13 protein-coding genes are annotated in these 15,398 nt (G+C 64.2%); all 13 read left to right on the top strand.

The annotated features are described in order from the left end of the window. Position 1 precedes the first annotated feature (1 nt). The 13 genes from ACO057_RS11220 to ACO057_RS11160 all read left to right on the top strand — a co-directional run bounded on the left by ACO057_RS11220 (position 2) and on the right by ACO057_RS11160 (position 15,398). Positions 2 to 712, top strand: a complete 711-nt coding sequence (locus tag ACO057_RS11220; protein ID WP_421991661.1) for a hypothetical protein — start codon at positions 2 to 4, stop codon at positions 710 to 712. Beyond that, positions 712 to 1,155, top strand: coding sequence for a hypothetical protein (locus ACO057_RS11215; RefSeq protein ID WP_421991659.1), 444 nt, complete (start codon positions 712 to 714; stop codon positions 1,153 to 1,155). The genes ACO057_RS11220 and ACO057_RS11215 overlap by 1 nt, the downstream gene beginning before the upstream one ends. A gap of 3 nt (positions 1,156 to 1,158) precedes the next feature. Further along, positions 1,159 to 1,401 carry a hypothetical protein gene (locus ACO057_RS11210; protein WP_421991657.1) on the top strand — a complete coding sequence of 81 codons (243 nt, stop codon included), beginning with the start codon at positions 1,159 to 1,161 and terminating at the stop codon, positions 1,399 to 1,401. A 13-nt stretch (positions 1,402 to 1,414) separates the two neighbouring features. Next, complete coding sequence (locus tag ACO057_RS11205; protein WP_421991655.1) at positions 1,415 to 1,861, top strand: hypothetical protein; 447 nt, start codon at positions 1,415 to 1,417, stop codon at positions 1,859 to 1,861. A 67-nt stretch (positions 1,862 to 1,928) separates the two neighbouring features. Further along, positions 1,929 to 6,011 carry a cellulase family glycosylhydrolase gene (locus tag ACO057_RS11200; RefSeq protein ID WP_421991653.1) on the top strand — a complete coding sequence of 1,361 codons (4,083 nt, stop codon included), beginning with the start codon at positions 1,929 to 1,931 and terminating at the stop codon, positions 6,009 to 6,011. A gap of 12 nt (positions 6,012 to 6,023) precedes the next feature. Further along, complete coding sequence (locus ACO057_RS11195) at positions 6,024 to 7,676, top strand: cellulase family glycosylhydrolase (protein ID WP_421991651.1); 1,653 nt, start codon at positions 6,024 to 6,026, stop codon at positions 7,674 to 7,676. A gap of 3 nt (positions 7,677 to 7,679) precedes the next feature. Further along, on the top strand, positions 7,680 to 9,914 hold the full coding sequence (locus ACO057_RS11190; RefSeq protein ID WP_421991649.1) for a Calx-beta domain-containing protein: 2,235 nt from the start codon (positions 7,680 to 7,682) through the stop codon (positions 9,912 to 9,914). 185 nt (positions 9,915 to 10,099) lie between these two features. Then, positions 10,100 to 10,309 carry a hypothetical protein gene (locus ACO057_RS11185; protein WP_421991647.1) on the top strand — a complete coding sequence of 70 codons (210 nt, stop codon included), beginning with the start codon at positions 10,100 to 10,102 and terminating at the stop codon, positions 10,307 to 10,309. A 23-nt stretch (positions 10,310 to 10,332) separates the two neighbouring features. Then, on the top strand, positions 10,333 to 10,728 hold the full coding sequence (locus tag ACO057_RS11180; RefSeq protein WP_421991645.1) for a hypothetical protein: 396 nt from the start codon (positions 10,333 to 10,335) through the stop codon (positions 10,726 to 10,728). Further along, positions 10,725 to 11,612 carry a peptidoglycan-binding protein gene (locus tag ACO057_RS11175; RefSeq protein ID WP_421991643.1) on the top strand — a complete coding sequence of 296 codons (888 nt, stop codon included), beginning with the start codon at positions 10,725 to 10,727 and terminating at the stop codon, positions 11,610 to 11,612. Before ACO057_RS11180 ends, ACO057_RS11175 begins: the two co-directional genes overlap by 4 nt. Then, positions 11,609 to 13,852 (top strand): portal protein, encoded by a 2,244-nt coding sequence (locus tag ACO057_RS11170; RefSeq protein ID WP_421991641.1) that lies wholly within the window; start codon positions 11,609 to 11,611, stop codon positions 13,850 to 13,852. Before ACO057_RS11175 ends, ACO057_RS11170 begins: the two co-directional genes overlap by 4 nt. Positions 13,853 to 13,869: 17 nt before the next feature. Next, positions 13,870 to 14,223: a hypothetical protein gene (locus ACO057_RS11165; RefSeq protein WP_421991639.1), complete on the top strand. Its 354-nt coding sequence runs from the start codon at positions 13,870 to 13,872 to the stop codon at positions 14,221 to 14,223. Continuing rightward, positions 14,223 to 15,398, top strand: coding sequence for a hypothetical protein (locus ACO057_RS11160; RefSeq protein ID WP_421991637.1), 1,176 nt, complete (start codon positions 14,223 to 14,225; stop codon positions 15,396 to 15,398). Before ACO057_RS11165 ends, ACO057_RS11160 begins: the two co-directional genes overlap by 1 nt.

Raw genomic sequence — 15,398 nt, 5'->3', positions numbered from 1 at the left:
CATGAAGCTCGTTGATTTCTTCGCCAAGCTCAGCTTCGGCGAACTCCGTAACCTCGCTCTAGCCAATGAAGGCGACGGAACGATCACGGAAGCCGGTCAACCGACGATTGTTCACTTCCTCAACGAGGGATTGAAGGCGATCTATGGGGACTTCCTCCTGATCCAGAAGGATCTCCTGGTCCTCATGCGCGAGGACATCACCAATTACCACCTGCTCCCGCGCTTCGCCGTCCAGTATGAGCCTCTTGGTTCCAGGGACAACGAGCCATTCCGCTACATCCTCGATCTCCCGGACGAACCGTTCCTCGGTGACGTTGTGCGGATCCTCGCGGCCTTCGACTCCTACGGGGAGAAGCTACCGCTCAACGACCAGGCGCTTCCGGACTCCCTGTTCACGCCGCAGCTGCGAACTCTTCAAGTCCCGCGGCCTGTGGATGGAGCAGCGCTGAGCGTTCTCTACCAGGCGGCGCACCCGAAGATTGTGGGTGATTTGGAGGAAGAAGTAGAAATTCCGGATAACCTTGAGGAAGCGTTGCTGGAGTTCGTCGCCTATAAGGTCTTCAGCAGCATGAACACTGCCGTCTCCACCGCCAAGGGGATCGAGCACTTCCAGCGATACACCGCCATCTGCGCGGGAGTTGTCTCGAAGGACTTGGTCAGCACCAGCATCGTGACGACGAACACACGCTTCGAGCAGAGAGGCTTCGTCTGATGCGAACCGCTTTTGATCCCGCCGGCGGCCCCGCCGGCCTGGTGGACAAGATGATCGGGAGCGCCTTCGACACGGTGCTCAAGGTCGCGCGCGAGCTGGCCACCATCAAGTACGTCGCTGCCCACATGGGCCTGGTCTCCTCGGTCGCCCAGACCATGCAGACGACGATGCCCGAACGGACTCTCACCATCACCGGGCGCACTGGTTCCCTAGGGGAGATGGTCGAGCTCGAGATGCCGGCCGCTGTCACGGTGACGAACATTCGCGCGATCGACGTGCTGCTCATCACGCCCGAGGGCGACGTCTATGGCGCGAACAGTGGGCATTTCGTGGCCGGCCTCCAGGACGGTTACCTGTCGCTCACGCTCAATCAGGCCGCTCCAATCACCTTGGTTCAGGCCGAGATCCGCTGGCGCCTCATCTACGACGCGACGGTCACCTGAGCTGTGACCAACGTCTTCTATCTGCCGCGGACGGTGTTCAACGAACGCCTCCCCGTCAAGAACCACTCGAGCCGCGTCTATGGCTTCGATGTGGACCCTCTGCAGGTTGATCCCCTGCAGATCAGCTTCCCGGACACGGTTGTCGGATCCACGAGTGAAGGGACGCTGACCCTCACCAACGGGGGGACGGAGCCGATCGAGATCACCGCTCTCCAACTGACCGGCGACTTCGCCTCCTCCTCCTGAAGGAAATATCCCCATGGCCAACGCCATCTACCCCAAGTTCAAGGAAGCCCTGCTCTCCCCAGGCATCGACCTGGTGAACGGCTACCTTGGTTCCGGCTCCGGCGCGGCGCCTTCCGCTGTCGTGCTGAAGGCCGTCCTGGTGACCAGCGCCTACACCTACAATGCGGCCCACCAGTTCGCCTCCTCGCTGGCAGGCCAAGTGGGAACGCCGCAGGCGCTCGCCTCCAAGACCGTTGCCGGTGGTGTGCTGAATGCGGCCTCGATCGTCTTCCCCACGGTCGCGACCGGCTCCACCGCCGTGGGCATCGCGCTCTACCTCGACACCGGCACGCCCAGCACGTCGCGCCTGGTGGCCTTCATCGACACGCTGACCGGCTCGACCGCGATGAGCATCGTCACCAACGGTGGCGACGTCACGATCAACTGGGACACCGGCGCACCAAAGATCTTCGCGCTCTGATCCAAGGACTCCGGGGATCTTCGGCTCCCCGGATGCCTTCTCTTGAAGTAGCGTAAGGATCACGACCATGGCCATTGCAGTAGTTAACCGGGTAAGCATTAACGGCGATTACGCCTATGCCAACTCGACTATCCCTTTTGCCCTGAACTGCAATGGCGCCACCCTGCTGGTGATCGGTATATTCACGACGGATGGGTCCGTCACATCGATGACCTACGGCGGCGCGGCAATGACCCAGATCGGGTCGGCGGTGCTGCAGTCCGGCCTCGGTGGCTATATCCAGAACTTCTACCTGAAGAACCCCGCCACAGGGACCAACGACATCGTCGGTGCCGTCACCAGCTCGGCCGGCTACTGCATTGGTGAGGCCGTCTGCCTCACTGGCGAAGATGCGACCACGCCGATCGGCGCCTCGGTGCGCGGCGGCACGTCGGGCGTCAACTACACCCTGCCGGCTGCGACGATCACCTCGGCGAGCTCGCTGCTGCTGGGTTTCGTGACGGGCTACTACCCGACCAGCACGACCACCGTGATACCGCCTTCGGGCTGGACCATGGACCACACCACAACCACTTTCGCCGATAGCTGGTGCGCCGCCATCTCGAAGAACCCCTCTGGTGCCACTGGCTCCTACGCGCTGCCTTGGCAGCTCGACCAGTACAGCCACATGGGCACCAGCCTGGTCGAGATCATCCCGGCGACCGGCGGCAGCTCTGGCCAGTCGGTCACCCTGCTGGGCATCACTTCGACTGCGGTCCTGGGGCTGCCCGCCATAGTTCCCGGTGATGTCAGCCGCACGGCTCAGGGGATTGGCTCGACGAGCGCGCTGGGTCTGCCCGGTGTCGGCATCGGCGGGATCTCGGTGACCCTTCAGGGGATCCCCTCCTCGAGCGCCGCGGGCCTCCCCTACATCGGCGCGCTGCAGAACCAGGGCTTCGAGGTCAAGGGCATCGCCTCCCAGGCGCAACTCGGCAATCCGGTAATCACGGCGAACGTCGCCCTCAGCATCCTGGGTATCCCCTCGGAGGAGCGCGTCGGCCTGGCGTCCATACCCTGGCCGCAGGAGTTCCTCATCCTGGGCTCCGAACCAGTTTCCGAGGTGGGTCTGCCGGTGGCCTACGTGAACCAGACGTTCGCGGTCACTTCCATCGAGAACCTCTCGAAGGTGGGGCTGCCTGCGGCGAGCTGGCCTCATTACTTCACCGCAGCCGGCGTGCCGAAGTCCTCGCGCCTGGGTCGCCCGAGGATCCGCGGCGTCATTGCCTACCCGCTGGTGATCCAGCCCGGTGAGACCAGGGTGATCAAGGTGACCTTCAAGCCGGCGGGTTTGGGTCAGCGGACAGGTTCGCTGATGATCGCGGCCACCGATCGCGCTCGCTCACCTATTCCCCTGCGCGGCCGCGGTACGGGCTTCACCCTGCTGTCGATCGGTGAGTACGCGACGTTCGAGGGAAGCAATGACGGGTCCGAGGAAGCGGACGGCAACGTCGTGTCGGTCCAGGGTATTCAATCGAGCTCTGTGGTGGGCAAGCCCAGCGCAGGCCTCATGCCCGAGCTGAGCTGGCTGACCACGCAGGGTCGCCTGATGCTCGACGAGCAGGGCCGCGAAGTGCTGCTTCGGAGCTGCAATTATTACGGTCTGGAGCAGGCCGGCGTCCCTTATGGCGTGTGGACCGCGCCTTACCGCACCATCACGGTGGGTGGAGTGACCACTGAGGGTATCCTCGACAAGATCAAGCGGGCTGGCTTCAACTCCATCCGCCAGCTGGTCAGCGTGGACATGACCATGAAGGACGCCGAGGGCAAGTTCTACACCGCCCGGACCTTCCCCCAGCCCAGTGCGTGGAACTCGACCTTCGTCAATGCCGCGCTCAATCCGGATCTGATCGCGTCGCAGGACTCGATGACGGGCAACAACATTCCGGTGGACGTGATCACCATGCTCGATCGCCTCGTGGACCATTGCGAGAAGATCGGCCTCCGTATGATCCTCGACATGCACTGCCTCGCTGCGGACAACGACAACATCGCCGCGACTCAGGGCAAGTGGTACACGACCGACAGCCCCGGTGGTGCGCCCGCCGGTGCGCGCTGGGATCGCTGGATCGACGGCGCGCGACGCAACGAGCCCCAGTACATCGCGGCCTGGAAGTTCTACGCCGACCGCTACAAGAACCGCCCTGTCGTCTGCGGCTTCGACCTCATCAACGAGCCGCACAACTCCACCTGGGATCGCAACGCGACGTCGGGTCTGGTTGGGATCTACGAACGCGTGGGCAAGGAGATCCATGCGATCAACCCCAACGTGCTCCTGATCTGCGAGGGCAGCTCCACGCCTCCCGAGGACGCCTGGAACTTCGACCCGTCCGAGACGACTGGCGAGGCTACGTGGGGCTCGATCTGGTCGGGCTACCTGTCCAAGGCGCGCGGCATGCTGGTGGGTTCCGGTGAAGCCGGCGTCATGCCCAACAAGACCGTCTATTCGCCTCACGAGTACGGCGCCGAAGCCGGACCCACTGGGCCCTCCTGGTTCACCAAGCCCCTCTTCGGCAAGAACTTCCCGCAGAACCTGCGGGAGGTCTGGCGTCAGCAGTGGGGCTACCTGGCCGAGGAAGACATCGCACCCGTCTGGATCGGCGAGTACGGCTCCACCTGGCGCGTGGGCGATCACGGCTACACCCAGGACCAGCATGACAAGGATGCTGCCTGGCTCGCGCGCCTCGCCGACTACTGCCACACCTTCCGCATTGGCACGGCCTTCTGGGGTTTCGTGCCCGACTTCATCGGCGGCTTGGTCGAGACGGACTACACCACCCTGCGCACCGATAAGCTCGAGGGCTTCCTCACGCGCTTCATGGACCCCAAGCAGCCGCTCATCGAGCCGATGCCGGTAGTCGGCGCCGGAGGCACGGGCGGGCCCGGAGGGGACGGTGGCGGTGGTTCCGTCGAGACCATGCAATGGCTGAAGGCCAACGGCGGTCACCTTGTCACGGAGGACAACACCCCATTCCGCGTGAAGGGCACCAATTGGTACGGCTTCGACAGCGTGCTCATGCCGGGCGGGCTGTGGACCCGTGCCTACAAGACGATCGTGATCGGCGGCGCCACACATAAGGGCATCCTGGATCAGATCGCCGAGCTCGGCTTCAACACCATCCGCCTACCTGTCTGTCAGGACATCACCTGGCCAGGCCGGAAGATCTACGGCACCAACACGATCGACGCCTCGAAGAACCCGGATTTCATCTCGAGCTCGATGTCGAGCGGCGCGGCCGGCTCGGCTGATGTGCTGCCTTCGCTCGTCGTGCTCGACAAGATCATCGCCTACGCGAAGAGCCTCGGCCTGCGGGTTATCCTGGACATGCACTGCGCCGCACCGAACACCGACAACGAGGCCGGCTTCGGGGGCAAGTGGTACACCACGGCCACGCCCGGCGGTGCTGGTTCGACCGCCGGCGTCATGGGCGAGCCGCGCAACGAGGAGCAGTGGATCAGGGCCTGGGAGTTCCTGGCCAACCGCTACAAGAACGAGCCGGCGGTCTGCGGCTTCGATCTTCTGAACGAGCCCTTCAACTGCACATGGGACAACAACGCGCTGACGGGTCTTCCCGCGGCCCTCGAGCGCTGCGCGACGCGGATCCAGGCGATCAATACCAAGGCTCTGATCATCTGCGAGGGCATCCAGGACCAGAGCCCGTCCTACCCTTCGGGGTGGACGAGCTGGTCTGGCTACTCGTCTGGTCTTAACGGTGTCGCCACGCGGCCGATCGCAATCCCCGTGCAGAACAAGCTCGTCTATTCGCCGCACGAGTATCCCAACGCACTCTTCGAGTGGTTCAACGATCCCGCCTTCCCGGATACCCTGACTGAGGTCTGGGATACGCTCTGGGGCTTCATTCCCAAGACCGGTATTGCGCCGATCATCCTGGGCGAGATCGGCGGGAACTTCCTCCCCAGCTCCACGAAGAACCTGGCCTGGGCCGCAAAGCTCAACACCTACACCGCGACCAATGACATCTCCTGGATGTACTGGGCGATCAACGGTGGCGGCCTGAACACCGATGTGACCGAGGGGATCATCGGCAGCGACTACAACACGGTGAACGCCGAAGTGATGGCCATCCTGCAGCCCATGCTCGACGCACCCTGAAAGAGATCCACCATGCCCCGCACCGCTAATTTCACAGTCTCCCTCTCCGGCCCGAGCTCGATCCCCGTCTCGGTGGACTATGCGACTCACGACGTCTCCGCGACAGGCGGGTCGATCCTGGGTCCAGCCGACTACATCAACAGCCGCGGCACGCTGGTCTTCGCGCCCGGTGAGGTCAGCAAGGTGGTGAAGGTGCGCGTGCGCGCGGATACGCCGACGGCCCCGCAGGAACGCTTCATCATGGTGCTCACCAACCCGGTGAATGGGACGCTGGCGAGCGGGACCACGACGGGCACAGCCATCCTCGCCGGCACGACGGGCCCGGCGATCGGCTGGGAGCTCACGGTGAGCTTCGACGGGATGACGGACATACCCGCTTCGCCGGTGCTCAAGGCCCTCTCCGCGGACGGGAACCAGTACAAGGACTCCGATGGCGCGGTCGTGCGGCTGCAGGGCATCAACTGGTACGGCCAGGATGGTTCCACCATGGTGCCGAACGGCCTCTACAACAGCATCTCCTTCAAGGAGATCCTCGACCAGGTGAGGGCGCTCGGCTTCAACTGCCTGCGTCTGCCCTTCTCCGACGATATGGTCTATTCGACCGCGCTTCTTAACGCGGACTCCGGGCCCCAGTTCGTCGGCCTGGCCAACCCCGAGTTGATCGGCAAGACGCCGCTGCAGGGCCTGGACGTCATCGCCGCCTACTGCGCGGAGATCGGCCTGCGGATCATCCTTGACCACCACCGCATCAGCAAGGACGCGGCGCGGCTCGGCGACCCCTCTTTCGGGACCGACGGTTGGCCGAAGCCGAACCTCGCCACCGCTGAGTGGCTCTATCACGGCTCCTCTACGGCGCGGGCCTATAACGAGACGACCTGGCAGACGCTCTGGACGGACCTGGCCACCCACTGCACCACGGGCGTCTGGGCCAGCAACCCCGCGATGAAGAACGTCATCGCCGGCTTCGAGCCTCACAATGAGCCGCATAACGTCAGCTGGGCGACCTGGGCCGGCATGTGCGAGCGGCTCTTCCCGATCGTCAACGCGATCGCACCCGACTGGATGATGTTCGTCGATGGCGTGGGTGCCTCGGCCGACGGCACTGACACCTATTGGTGGGGCGGCTATCTGAAGGACGCCGCCACGCGCCCGATCGACCTGGGCTCCAAGCAGAACAAGCTCGCCTACGTCGCACACGACTACGCGCATTCCGTGTCGGACCAGGTCTGGCTGTCCTCGCTGGCGAACACGGTGGGTGCCCCTTATCCGCCGCTGCCGAACCTGACAGTCGCAGGGTATCCGAGCAACCTCGAAGCGCTATGGGATGCCAACTGGGGCTTCATCTATCGGGAGAATATCGCCCCTCTATGGGTCAATGAATTTGGCGGTGGCTTCGGTCTCGATGCTGATACGGGACTTCCTGACGCGAACCAGAACAACGCATCCCTTGAGAAGCAGTGGGGTCGCGCGCTGGTGCGCTATCTCAACGGTCAGCGCAACGACAACACCTCCATGGTTCCTTCCGGCGGTGCTGCACTCTCCTTCGCCTACTTCGCACTGAACCCTGAGAGCGGAAACCCTCTCGGTGGGTTGGTCATCAATGCCGACTACGCCACGGTCCAGCGCGACAAGATGGACATCATCCTGCCTCTTCTGGGGGACTAAGCCATGTCTCAGCTCGCCAACTTCACCGTCACGCTCAGCACCCCAAGCGATGTTCCGGTCACCGTGGATTATGTGACCGTGGATATGACCGCGCTCGCATATCGCGACTACATCTTCAACTCGGGCACGCTCACCTTCCCACCTGGCCAGACGACACGCGCCGTCGAGGTCAAGGTGATTGGCAGTCCCTCGAGCCTGATCTCCCGGAAGTTCAAGCTGCTGCTTTCCAACCCCCAGGCCGCGGTGCTCGGGGTGCCCGCGAGCGTCGAGTGTGCGATCTCTGGCCCGCCCTCCTATGCCTCGGTCCCCTTCCCCGGCCGGCGCCTGGCGGCACTGGGCGACTCGATCACCTATGCGAACAACCTCTACAACCCGCTCTCGCTGGGCTCTGACCAGGGGCCGACCCCGAAGATGCGCAACGAGTATTACTCGACTGGCGCCTCGGGCTACATCGCTATCGCGAACCAGCTGCTGAACAACGCTCTCAGCCTGCAGGCCGCGCTCCAGCCGAACACCAATCCCGGCGCGGACTCCACGGCGCCGCATGTCGGCTACAACTTCGCGATCTACAGCTCGCGCGTGTCGCAGTGGATGCTGCCCGACTTCGACCCGGCCCCGATCCCGCCGACGGTCTCGCACAACATCGGCCCGATGCTCAACGCCCTGAACTACCTCGACAAGTTCGACATGGCGGTGATCCTGGGCGGCACGAATGATGCGTCCGGTAAGGTGCGCGCGCGGGCCATTCTGCAGGATCTGATGTCCTACTCGGTCCAGCTGGCTCAGGCCGGCAAGTGGGTATTCCTCAGCACGCTCACCCCGCGCACCGCGGATCTGCTCCAGCTCTCGCCGACCGGCGCCGGCTACAACCAGATCGAGGTGCAGCAGATCATGCAGACGCTGCTCGATGTGAACCAGGGGCTGCGTGATTGGCTGACGCCGGCCGAGGGGCGCACGATCCCGAACAACATCTTCCTGGTCGATGCATGGGACAAGCTGGTCGGGCCCACGGCCTCGATCATCCCCGGCATCCCGACGGACCCCGCCGGCCTGCTCTCCCCGAGCTCGGGCATCGTTAAGGGCGCGCTGATCCCCTCGACGCCGGGCAACTATCGCACCGACGCGCCCAACCTGCGCTTCATGTACGACGGGCTCCACATGGCCCAGCCGGCCGCTTACGTGCAGGCCAAGGAGCTGGTCCGCGTCATGAAGGCGGTGGGTGTGCCCAAACCCGTCTCGAAAGACCAGGAGGGCGGTTCCACGGTCGCCGGTGCCGCGCCGCTGACCTTCGGGCCCAACCTCATGGCCAACAAGACCATGGCCCGTTCCACCAACGGCTCGCGCGCCGTAGGCACCAAGGTCTTCACGGGACGCGCGATCGGCTTGGGCTCGCCTATCCCGGTGGCCGGCTTCTCGGCGCCCACGAACGACGCCTTCACCAACCAGGGCGCGGGCTACACGCACGGGCATGTCCCTGACTACTGGTTCGTCTATCGCGCCAGTAACGCGGATAGCGAGTCCTTCTCCAACTTCAACGGCTATACCTATGTCGCGCTCAACTCGAAGCCTGACCCGGCGCCGATGAGCTACCAGGCGAACGCCACATGGGCGGATGGGTGCCTGAAGACGGCGCTGGTCAACGAGACCTTCGAGCTCAACGGGGAGTCCTTCGTCAACGAGCCGGGCTTCGCCCTGACCTTCACCCGGCCCGCCGGCGTGATCGGATCCGACACGGTCGTCAACAATGCCGCGTTCCAGGTCCGCTACATCCTTGGCGAGGGGCAATACGGGCCCATGAACAGCTGGGGCTACGAGGAGTACCCGCGCCCTGCGCCGGTTGCACCGCCTTACTCTCCCAGCGATGCGATGATGATGGACTGTATTCTCAAGTTCAGCGGGCTCTCGCCGAACCTTTCCGCGGCGCGTGTCGTCGCGAACTTCCTCTGCATCGACTACGACAACGGCAATACCAACCCGGCGGTGATCTCGGCGATTGCGAACTCGGAGAGCTGGTTCCCCTTCAAGAACATCGCCAATTGCCGGCAGCACACAGAGGACCGCTATGTCGCGGTGCGCTGCCCGATCGTCCGTGCTCCGTCTCCCGCCACGGGCGAGACGGCCTCCTACGCCCAGATGTGCTGGCAGTTCTCCTTTGACTGTCAGGCTCTTGCGGCAGCAGGGACCATCACAATTCTGCGTCCACGCATGTGCAAGGTGACTGTTCCTTCCGGGATGTGACGACAACCCTGAGATCATGACGAATAGGGTGGAGGAGTTATCCTCCACCCTGCTTTTAGTCTCCTTGAGCGTCACTCAAGGAGTATTCCAATGCACGGCGGCCCCTTTGGTCCCAATGCGACCGTGTTCACGGATGCCTGCTTGGGTGGCTCTCTCCAATTCTATTCGGGTGAGGGGCCTCTGTAATGGACCTCAGCATCTTCGAGCGCATCATTGCCAGCTCTCCAGCGATAGTCGGTATCCTCTTCGGCGCCTGTGTCATCCTCTGGCGCAAGCTCGAGGCCAAGGATGCGACCATTGAGGCGCTCCAGCGCGAGGTTCTGACCGCCGTTGCCGGCGTCACCTCGGCCGTCGTTGACCTTCAGCATGCCATCGAGCGCATCGAGCGCCGGTAAAGGACACCCCACCCATGGTTTCCATGATACTCGAGCAGGTCATCCCTGGCATCCTCTGGGTCGGCCAGAACCTCGACACCGTGGCTGCGGCTGGTGCTGCGGTCGCAGCAGGCTTCGCTTGGATCAAGCGCCTGCAAGTGCTGAATCACGGCGATCGGCTGGCCACTCTGCGCGACGCGGCTGGCACGGCTGCCGGCCGTATTCTCCTCGAGGCCAACAAGTTCGCTCTGAGTGCGGCCTCGGGTGAAAGCCTGCACGACTTCGTGCAGCGTCGTATCCGTGAGGAAGGATCCTCGGTCTCGGACGAGTTCCAGCATACCGGCGCCCAGGTCGGTCTCGATGCCGACAAGATGTCCAGCATGATCACGGGCGAGCTCGGCAAGGTCGCTTCCTCTCTGGTTCAGGGGATTGGTCGATGATCATCGCCCCCCCGAACCTGGGGCGGCGCGTCCTGCGCGTTGCACGGCCTCTTATGATCGGGCTCGACGTGGCCTGGCTGCAGGAGCAGCTCGGCGTGTCGCTGGCGGACGGCAAGTTCGGCCCGCTCACGGCCTCGGCCGTCGTGGCCTGGCAGATTGAGCAGGGGATCCTCGGTGACGGCATTGTCGGGCCGGCTACGTGGCGCAAGCTGGGGGTAGGGGCTCCGCTGGCTCCCGCCGTATTCATTCCGCCGACCTCCACCTCTGGCCTAGTATCGCTCATCGAGCGCGCCCTACGTGCCGTCAAGGCATTCGATCCGGCCGGCTGGGCAGCGATCCTCGCTCCCGACATGCAGCGGATGGGGATCATCACTGCCGCGCGCATCGCCGTCTTCCTCTCGAACGTCACCCACGAGACGGGCGGGCTGACGCGCCTGGTCGAGAACCTGACCTACACCACGCCCGGCAAGCTGATGGAGACCTGGCCGTCCCGCTTCCCCGACTTGGCCAGCGAGAAGCCGTTCCTGCGCAACCCGCAGGCTCTGGCCGAGAAGGTCTATTTCGGGCGCATGGGCAACGTGAACCCCGGAGACGGGTGGAAGTTCCGCGGCCGCGCGCTCTACCAGACCACTGGCTCCAACAACTACACGGCCCTGGGCAAGAAGACCGGCGACTCCATCGAGGCGATGACGAACGCCACCTCGGTGCTCGAGCAGCGCCCCGGCGCCGTGCGGTCGGCCGTCATCTTCTGGGACTCCATGGGCGGCAACGCGCTGGCCGACGCCGGCAACAGCCGTGAGGCGCGGCGTCGCGGCAACGGAGGCTATATCGGCCTCGACGACGTGCTTGCGCGAGAAGCCACCATTCGGAGGGCTTCCGCGTGAGCGAGTCCAAGACGGTCCAGTTCACGCTGAAGACAGACCAGGCCGGCGCGAAGCTGACCACCTGGGCGAACGAGCCCAAGATCGCGACGCTGAAGCAGGATCTCGAGGCCGCAAAGCCGAGCCAGCAGATCCGTGTCCGCAACATGGACCGCTGGCAGAACCTGCTCAGCATCACCGGCGAGGCGAAGATCCCCAAGGTCCGGGGCCGCTCGAGCGTGCAGCCGAAGCTGGTCCGCCGGCAGGCCGAGTGGCGCTATGCCGCGCTGAGCGAGCCCTTCCTCAGCTCCGAGAAGCTCTTCAAGATCGACCCGGTCACCTTCGAGGACGAGCTCGGCGCCAAGCAGAACTCGCTGGTGCTCAACTGGCAGTTCCGCACCAAGCTCAACCGCGTCCAGCTGATCGACAACTACGTCCGTTCGACGGTGGATGAGGGCACCTCCGTGCTGCGCGTGGGCTGGTGCCGCACGACGACGCCGGTGAAGCAGAAGGTGCCGATCTGGACCCACTACGAGATCCAGTCCGAAGACCAGCTCAAGGCGCTGCAGGCCGCGATCGAGGCGAAGCAGTCGAACCCCCGCGGCTTCAATGAGCAGGCCCCGCCCGAGCTGATCGAGGCGGTGAAGCTCTACGAGGAGACGCAGCAGGCGACCGTGGCCGTCCAGACGGGCGAGCAGGAGGTCACCGTCCAGAAGGTGATCGAGAACTACCCCACGGTGGAAGTGCTCAACCCGCGCAACGTCTATCTCGACCCCTCGTGCCAAGGCGATCTCGATAAGGCGCTCTTCGGCGTCATCTCCTTCGAGACCAACCAGGCGGCCCTCAAGAAGGAGGGCAAGCGGTACAAGAACCTGCATCTCGTGGACTGGGCCGGCAATACACCGCTGACCGATCCCGACCACGAGACCAAGACGCCGCAGGACTTCAACTACAACGACCCGCTGCGCAAGAAGGTCATCGCCTACGAATGGTGGGGCTTCTTCGACATCCATGGCACCGGTACGCTGGTTCCGATCGTCGCCACCTGGATCGGCGCGGTGCTCATTCGCCTCGAGGAGAACCCCTTCCCGGACGGCAAGATCCCGCTGGTCATGGTCCCCTACCTGCCGGTCAAGCGCGACCTCTACGGCGAGACCGATGCCGAGCTGCTCGAGGACAACCAGAAGATCCTGGGCGCGGTGACGCGCGGCATGATCGACCTCATGGGTCGCTCGGCCAACGGTCAGCAGGGCTTTGCCAAGGGCATGCTCGATCCGCTCAACAAGAAGCGGTACGAGGAGGGGAAGGACTACGAGTACAACCCCTCCATCACACCCGGCGCGGGCCTGATGGAGCACAAGTACCCCGAGCTCCCGCAGTCCGGCCTGGCCATGGTCGCCATGCAGAACCAGGATGCCGAAGCTCTCTCGGGCGTAAAGGCATTCTCCGGCGGCTTGTCCGGCGAGGCCTATGGCCAGGTGGCGACGGCGATCCGCGGCGTGCTCGATGCCTCTTCCAAGCGCGAGACGGCCATCCTGCGTCGCCTGGCTCAGGGCATGTCCGAGGTTGGCGAGAAGATCATCGCCATGAACGCCGTCTTCCTCACCGAGGAAGAGACCATCCGCGTCACCAACGAGCAGTTCGTGAAGGTTCGGCGAGAGGATCTGAAGGGCAACTTCGACCTCATCACCGACATCTCCACGGCCGAGGTGGACAACGCCAAGGCCCAGGATCTCGGCTTCATGCTGCAGACGATCGGGCCCAACGCCTCACCTGAGATCGTGATGCGGATCCTCGCGGAGATCGCCGAGCTGAAGCGCATGCCCGGCCTGGCCGAGGAACTGCGCACCTTCAAGCCCCAGCCCACGCCCGAGCAAGTCGAGATGCAGCGTCTCGAGATCGAGAAGGCGCGCAAGGAAGTCGAGCTGCTCGACAGCGAGATCGCCCTGAACATGGCGAGGGCTGCTGAGTCCAAGGCCATCAAGGACAAGACCAACCTCGACTACGTGGAGCAGGAGACTGGCACCTCGCACGAGCGAGATATGGAGAAGCAGCGTGGCCAAGCAGAGGGTAACCAGGCCCTTGAAGTGACGAAGGCCATGGTAAAGCCTCTCAAAGAAAAGGAGAAGAAGGGAGATGTTCAGCGAGCAATTGGTTTCAACGCAATTAGTAGCAAGCTCAAGCTGAATGATCCGCTATCAGCGGGAGTAGTTCCAATGGGGCGTCCGGACTTCACCGGCTTTCCCTCTTCTCTCGCCGCCTAAGCCAAGGACCAATCAGCATGTCTGACGTCACCAAGACCCCGCTCGAGCAGCAGCTCGAGGCCGCCAAGGCCATCGTCGATCGTCGGCAGACGGCCATGCGCCTCGTCGATAACCGCGACTTCCGCAAGCTGATCCTCGAGGGTTTCTGTCTCGAGGACGCCGCGCGCTATGCCCAGGAGTCGGGTGACCCCATCCTGGCGCCCGAACAGCGAGCCGATGCGCTCTGCATGGCCCAGGCCTCCGGCCACCTGAAGCGCTTCATCAACATCACCATCCAGATGGGCGCGCACGCCGAGCGCGAGCTGCCGCATCTCGAGGAGGCCGTCGCCGATGAGCGCGCCGCCCCCGAGGGTGACGAGGAGGTGGGCTGATGTCCGAGACCACCAACCCCCTCGCCATGTCGGATGACGACTTCCTCAAGCTCGTCGAGCCGGTCGTTGTCGAACCTGCGCCGATCGAGCCCCCGGCCGCAGTCGCCGAAGTGGTCACTCCGGAGCCCGAAGCGGTCGTCGTCCCCGAGGTGAAGGAGCCGGAAGGCACCGAAGCCTTGACGGAAGCAGAGCTCGCCGCGGCGAAGGAGGGCGAAGAGCCCGCTAAGCCCGAGGAGAAGACCGTCGAGGGTGAGAGCAAGCTGGCGGACCCGGCAGCTCACACACCCGAGGCCGCGCCCGCCGCGAAAGTGGAGGCGCAAGCCCCCGCTGAGCCGGTGAACTACGAGGAGCTCTACACCAAGATCTTGAAGCCGTTCCGCGCGAATGGCCGCGACGTCGAGGTGAAGAACGCCGACGAGGCCATCCAGCTCATGCAGATGGGGGCCAACTACACCCGGAAGATGCAGGAGCTGGCTCCGCATCGGAAGGTGCTCATGATGCTGGAGAAGAACGGTCTCCTGGACGAGGGCAAGCTCGGCTTCTTGATCGACATCGAGAAGCGAGACCCCGCGGCGATCCAGAAGCTCGTGAAGGACTCCGGCCTGGACCCGATGGACATCGACGTGTCCGCGGAGTCGAAGTATCGCGCCGGCGCCCACCAGGTCGGTGATGACGAAGTCAAGTTCATGGCCGTTCTGGAGGATCTCAAATCCAGCCCGGAAGGCCAGGAAACGATCAAGGTCATCGACTCCGGCTGGGATGAGGCGAGCAAGAACCACCTCTGGGCGAACCCCGAGGCGATGACGACCATCCACCAGCACCGCGCATCCGGCGTGTACGACCGGATCAACGCGGAGGTGGGGCGCCAGCGCACCCTGGGCACGATCGCCGCAGACGTGCCCTACCTCCAGGCCTATCGGGCCCTCGGGGAGAAGATGGCCGACGATAAGGCCTTCGACGACCTGCTCACGCCCACAGCCCCCGCAGCTCCTCCTGCTCCCGAGCCGAAGGTCGTTGCCGTTCGTGTCGCCACTCCGCAGCCCGAGGTCGCCAACAGCGACAAGGCCGCGGCCGCCGCATCGAGCCGCACCACCCCGGCCACGGCCAAGGCCTTCGTCAACCCGCTTGCCATGAGCGACGACGACTTCCTGAAGCAGTTCGAGGGCCGCGTCTAA

It is taken from the genome of Roseococcus sp., from assembly GCF_965227005.1.
Lineage (GTDB): Bacteria > Pseudomonadota > Alphaproteobacteria > Acetobacterales > Acetobacteraceae > Roseococcus.
This window is presented reverse-complemented; position numbering and strand designations above follow the sequence as displayed.

Coding starts and splice junctions, on each gene's coding strand:
- ACO057_RS11180 (WP_421991645.1), top strand. CDS start 10,333: ATGATACTCGAGCAGGTCATCCCTGGCATCCTCTGGGTCGGCCAGAAC.
- ACO057_RS11185 (WP_421991647.1), top strand. CDS start 10,100: ATGGACCTCAGCATCTTCGAGCGCATCATTGCCAGCTCTCCAGCGATA.
- ACO057_RS11190 (WP_421991649.1), top strand. CDS start 7,680: ATGTCTCAGCTCGCCAACTTCACCGTCACGCTCAGCACCCCAAGCGAT.
- ACO057_RS11215 (WP_421991659.1), top strand. CDS start 712: ATGCGAACCGCTTTTGATCCCGCCGGCGGCCCCGCCGGCCTGGTGGAC.
- ACO057_RS11200 (WP_421991653.1), top strand. CDS start 1,929: ATGGCCATTGCAGTAGTTAACCGGGTAAGCATTAACGGCGATTACGCC.
- ACO057_RS11165 (WP_421991639.1), top strand. CDS start 13,870: ATGTCTGACGTCACCAAGACCCCGCTCGAGCAGCAGCTCGAGGCCGCC.
- ACO057_RS11220 (WP_421991661.1), top strand. CDS start 2: ATGAAGCTCGTTGATTTCTTCGCCAAGCTCAGCTTCGGCGAACTCCGT.
- ACO057_RS11205 (WP_421991655.1), top strand. CDS start 1,415: ATGGCCAACGCCATCTACCCCAAGTTCAAGGAAGCCCTGCTCTCCCCA.
- ACO057_RS11160 (WP_421991637.1), top strand. CDS start 14,223: ATGTCCGAGACCACCAACCCCCTCGCCATGTCGGATGACGACTTCCTC.
- ACO057_RS11175 (WP_421991643.1), top strand. CDS start 10,725: ATGATCATCGCCCCCCCGAACCTGGGGCGGCGCGTCCTGCGCGTTGCA.
- ACO057_RS11195 (WP_421991651.1), top strand. CDS start 6,024: ATGCCCCGCACCGCTAATTTCACAGTCTCCCTCTCCGGCCCGAGCTCG.